This is a genomic window from Mesorhizobium sp. M7A.F.Ca.CA.002.09.1.1 (genome assembly GCF_003998555.1).
GTDB lineage: Bacteria > Pseudomonadota > Alphaproteobacteria > Rhizobiales > Rhizobiaceae > Mesorhizobium > Mesorhizobium ciceri.
The window spans coordinates 1-4,632 of sequence record NZ_RZRR01000424.1; the positions used below are offsets into that span (position 1 = coordinate 1).

The 4,632-nt window shown below is 63.2% G+C and carries 7 protein-coding genes; 5 read left to right on the top strand and 2 right to left on the bottom strand.

Going from position 1 to position 4,632, the window contains the following annotated elements; translation table 11 throughout:
• The 3 genes from EN994_RS18600 to EN994_RS18610 all read left to right on the top strand — a co-directional run.
• Positions 1 to 717: lysophospholipid acyltransferase family protein (locus tag EN994_RS18600; protein ID WP_127307712.1), on the top strand; the 717-nt coding region annotated here is incomplete at its 5' end.
• A gap of 105 nt (positions 718 to 822) precedes the next feature.
• A complete protein-coding gene (locus EN994_RS18605; protein WP_063167877.1) occupies positions 823 to 1,098 on the top strand; it encodes a type II toxin-antitoxin system ParD family antitoxin in 276 nt (91 codons plus the stop codon).
• Complete coding sequence (locus EN994_RS18610; RefSeq protein ID WP_063167878.1) at positions 1,088 to 1,402, top strand: type II toxin-antitoxin system RelE/ParE family toxin; 315 nt, start codon at positions 1,088 to 1,090, stop codon at positions 1,400 to 1,402. The genes EN994_RS18605 and EN994_RS18610 overlap by 11 nt, the downstream gene beginning before the upstream one ends.
• Positions 1,403 to 1,422: 20 nt before the next feature.
• On the opposite strand, the gene EN994_RS18615 is transcribed toward EN994_RS18610, so the two are convergent.
• A complete protein-coding gene (locus tag EN994_RS18615; RefSeq protein WP_013531974.1) occupies positions 1,423 to 2,385 on the bottom strand; it encodes a hypothetical protein in 963 nt (320 codons plus the stop codon).
• Between the two features lie 157 nt (positions 2,386 to 2,542).
• On the opposite strand from EN994_RS18615, the gene EN994_RS18620 reads away from it, so the two are divergent.
• Both EN994_RS18620 and EN994_RS18625 read left to right on the top strand, forming a co-directional pair.
• On the top strand, positions 2,543 to 3,127 hold the full coding sequence (locus EN994_RS18620) for a nitroreductase (RefSeq protein ID WP_024505355.1): 585 nt from the start codon (positions 2,543 to 2,545) through the stop codon (positions 3,125 to 3,127).
• Positions 3,128 to 3,736, top strand: coding sequence for a flavin reductase family protein (locus EN994_RS18625; RefSeq protein ID WP_127307713.1), 609 nt, complete (start codon positions 3,128 to 3,130; stop codon positions 3,734 to 3,736).
• Positions 3,737 to 3,753: 17 nt separating this feature from the next.
• Here EN994_RS18625 and EN994_RS18630 read toward each other — a convergent pair whose 3' ends face one another.
• On the bottom strand, positions 3,754 to 4,470 hold the full coding sequence (locus EN994_RS18630) for a TetR/AcrR family transcriptional regulator (protein WP_063167879.1): 717 nt from the start codon (positions 4,468 to 4,470) through the stop codon (positions 3,754 to 3,756).
• Between the last annotated feature and the right edge of the window lie 162 nt (positions 4,471 to 4,632).

Consider the following 4,632-nt stretch of genomic DNA (forward strand, 5'->3'; position numbering starts at 1 on the left):
GATCAGTGGCCGCCCGCGCAATTGCCGGACACGCCGCTGGTGATCGTCGCCAATCATCCGTTCGGCATCGGTGACGGTATCGCCGTGCTGTCGCTGGCCGAGCAGCTCGGCCGTCCGTTCCGGGTGATGATCCACAAGGATCTGCTCAAGATCCGCGAGATGGAGCCTTATTCGCTGCCGATCGACTTTTCGGAGACCAAGGATGCGCTGAAGAACAACATGGCCGTGCGCCATGAAGCGGTGCGCCTGTTGAAAGAGGGCGTCACCATCGTGGTATTTCCGGCCGGCGGTGTCGCCACCGCGCCAAAGGGTTTTGGCCGGGCGCGCGATCTGCCGTGGAAGATGTTTCCGGCCCGCCTCGTCCAGGACGCCAGGGCGTCGGTCATCCCGATGCATTTTTCCGGGCAGAACGGCAGGCTGTTCCATCTTGTCAGCGGGCCGATGAACATGGCCGAGCGCGACGGCCGGGTGGCCAAGTTCGTCGGCAAGGCCTCGCTGACGCTGCGCACATCGCTGCTCATCCACGAATTCGCGCGGCTGTCGGGCAAGGCGATCGACGTGCGCGTCGGCGATGTGCTGAGCTGGAGCGAACTGGAGCCGTTGCGCGACCGCAAGGCCTTGCTCGACCGCCTCCATCGCGGCGTGTTCGACCTGGCGCCAGCTTTGCCACGCCGCCGGATCCCGTTCCTGCCGGCGCGGACCGAACTGGCGGCTTGAACAATAAACGTCCGGCTCACAGGGCCGAGTCTTGGCTGGCCGTTGAGAAAAATAGTATGACACTGTAATGTCATGCGCTATATTAGGGCAAGGAAAGAGCTTGCCATGAGAACCAGCAAACCGATCACCGTGACCCTCGGCCGCCAGCAGGCCAGCGTTGACGTACGCCTGGCGTCGGGTGCCTACGACTCCGCCAGCGAGGTGATGCGCGCCGCGCTGCGCGCCCTCGACCGCGAAGAGCAGACCATCACCGCGATTATGCGCGCCAAGGTCCAGGAAGCCCTTGACGACCCGCGTCCGGACATCCCGGCAGAAGACGTCTTCAAAGCGCTGCGCGCCCATCATGCGGACCGCATGAAGGCCTCCAAGCTTGACACATAAGGTCGTCTTCAGACCGGCGGCTCAAGCCGACCTCTTCGCCATCTACGACTACATCGAAAACGACAGCGGGAGCAGACGTGCCGACGACTATGTCGACCGCATAGAGGCCGCGTGCATGGCGCTGTCCAACTTCCCGGAGCGCGGGACCGTGCGCGACACTGTTGGCCCCGGCGTCCGCATCGTCGGCTTTGAACGCCGCGTGTCGATCGTTTTCCGGGTCGACGGTGACACCGTGGTCATCCTGCGCGTGCTCTACGGCGGACAGGATTATCCTGCTGGTTCAGAGGATGACGCAGACACCTGATTCTTCTGGTGGATTGCGAACTAATCCGCGCCTTCTTCAGGATCCATCGCCGCGGCCTCGGTGGCCAGAACCTCGATTTCCTGGTTCTGCCCGGCCACGACCGTAAAATCCTTCTGGTAGATGCGGTCGCGGTTCTTGGCGATGATGGTGTAGTCGCCCTCGGCCAGCACCATCGAGGCGAAAGCGCCGACGGTTTCCTTGATCGGATCGCCGGACTCGTTGAGCAGTGACCAGGACGTGTCGGCGATCGCCTCGCCACCGGTTTCGCGCACCAGCTTCATCGTGATCTCGGCGGCGTGATGCTCGACGGTGGCTTCGGTCAGCTTGCCGGCCTCGACGCGGATGTCGGAGCGAATGACTGCATTGACCGCGCCATAGGTCGAGACGACATGGTAGATGCCGGCGTTGAGCCGCACGACGCTGTTGGGCTCGACATCGGGAATGATCAGCGCGCGGTCGCCATTGGCCTCGGCAGTGCCCTCGTAGATCGAAAAGCGCAGCTTCTTCGGTGGAATGCGCACGCCGCCGGACAGCACGGCGTCGAGCTTGAGGCCGCCGGCATCGAGCACGAGGCTTTCGCGCTTGGCGTCCTTGCCGACAGTGATGCGTTTGGTGGCGCCGGCCCGGCCGTAGGAGGCGTGAACCAGATAGCTGCCGGGCTCGAGCTGGAAGACGGCGGTGCCGCCATGCGAGGAGGCGACCATCGGCAATTTGCCGTTGACGGCTTCCGGCTTGAAGACCCGCCAGACGATGCCGCGCGTGATGTCGGAACCCTTGTCGGTCAACTGGGCAGAGAGTGTGATGGCACCGCCGCCGCTCAGCGCCAGTGACGTCTCGCCTTTCGGCGTCGCGTAGCTCGAAATTCCCGGAAGCTTCAGGTCGCTGACACCGTCGACATTCTGCGCCATGGCGAACGAAACCGGCGCCATGAACAGCAGGGCGCCGAGCCAGACCAGGAAAAGACGGACAGTCCCCTCAAACATGCCTTGCGTTGAAGCCCATGGCGGTGGCAATTTCAAGGCTTAAGAGTCCGACCGATACGACTCTTCCGTCCGGCGTATCCCGCGCCAATGCCCGAGCCGCCCGAATCCCCGATGGTGCGCTTCAGCTCAAAACAGAATGTCCAGGAGACTTGCGCCCATGGCGTCGCCGATCATCGACTTCCTGCTGACCCGAAACTCCGCACCGATTCCAGATCTGAAGGAGCCGGCGCCGAGCGATGCGGAGATCGCGACAATGATCACTGCTGCCTCCCGGGTGCCCGATCATGGCCGGTTGGAGCCCTGGCGCTTCATCCTCTACCGTGGCGACGCCCGCGTCGAGATCGGCAGGCAACTGGCAGCACTTGCCGAGCAGCGGGAGGGCCCATTGACGGAGGGCCGCCGCAATCAGGAACTGGCGCGGTTCTCGCGCGCACCGCTGGTGATCGGCGTCGTATCTGTCCCCAGGGAGAATCCAAAAATCCCGCAATGGGAAATGTTCCTGTCGGGCGGCATGGCGGCGATGAACCTGATGATATCAGCCAACGCGCTGGGCTTTGGCACCAACATGATCAGCAACTGGTATTCGGATGTGCCGGAGGGCAGGGCACTGCTGGGGCTGGCGCCGCAGGAGCGGGTCATCGGCTTCATCCATATCGGCTCCTATGCCGGCCCGGCGCCGGAGCGGCCCCGGCCCGATCCGGCAAAGCTGTACAGTGACTATTCGGGGCCGTGGGTCGGCTGAATGTTCTACGAGCCTTCAAAGGGCCACGGCCTGCCGCACGACCCTTCGAAGGCGATCGTGGCGCCGCGTCCGATCGGCTGGATTTCGACACTGAACAGGGCTGGTGAGATCAACCTCGCGCCGTATTCCTACTTCAATGCCGTTTCGACGCGGCCTTTCATCGTCTGGTTCTCCTCCGAAGGCGAGAAGGACAGCGCCTCCTTCGCCCAGGAAACCGGCGAGTTCGTGGCCAATCTGGTCAGCCGCGATCTCGCGGAGAAGATGAACCGCACGTCGGTCAATGCTCCGCGCGGCGTCAATGAGTTCGTCTATGCCGATCTTGCCATGGCGCCGTCGCGCCTGGTCGCCCCGCCGCGCGTGGCGGCAGCGCCGGCCGCGCTCGAATGCCGGGTGACTGAAGTTTTTCGGCCAAAGGCCCTGGACGGGTCGCCGACAAGTGCCGTTATCGTCGCCGGTGAAGTGGTCGGCGTGCATATCGACGACGCCTTCCTGACGGACGGCCTGTTCGACATCACCAAGGCCGGCAATGTCGCTCGTCTCGGCTATATGGACTATGCCAGCGTCGACGAGGTGTTTTCGATGCGCCGGCCGCGCTGGGACAAGGACTAGATATCAGGCTCGGCCAGCTACCGCGCCTTGCCGGAACTCGTTCGCCGCCTGGCGGTCATGACGGTGCGCACATAGCCGGGCTCGCCGATCCGAATGCTTCCATCGGGCAGGCCCAGTATGCGGTCGAGGGCGATCTCGTAGAGCCTGACGCGTTTCTCCAGGACTTCGATCGCGGCCTCCATGTCGGCGTCGCTGCCGCCGGCAATGGCCTTGGCGACGACATCACGCGTGGCCATGCCGAATTGCATGACGATGTCGGCGACACCTTCCGGATCGAAGGTCCTGAAGGTGCCGTCTTCGATTCCTTGCCTGATGACCTTGACCAGCAGCGGTGAAAACGACGCGCTGGCGGCCAGATTGATACGGTGGAAAAGCACCAGATTCTCAGGCCGGAACATCGTCTCGAAAAGAGCCCAAGCTTCCGGCGCGGTTTCGATCTTGGCCCGCCGCGACTGGCTGAGCAGGCCATTCAGGCGGCCAAGCGGGTCGAGGCCGGGATCGTGGAGTATGTCCTGGACCCCAGCCAGTGCCTGTTTTGCAAAGCGATCGGCCAATGCCTCCAGGAGAGCCTCCTTGGAGGGGAAGTAATGATAGAAAGCACCCTTCGAGATGCCGGCGGACGCAATCACGTCATTGAGGCTCGCTTTGTCATAGCCTTGGGTCAGGAACAGGGTCTGGGCATGATCCAGAAGTTCTTCTCGCCTGAGTTCTGGATGCTTGATGACACGGGGCATGACGAACTTTCTGCACGTGATGGCTGCTCCCGTCCAGTCCCGACGTCGGCAGCCAGGGCAACGGATTTCGGGTTAACGGGTCCCTTCGGAGTCTCCGCTTGCGCGTTGGCTGACGGAGCATCAAACGAAAAACCCGCCTGTGCGGCGGGTCACTGGCGCAAA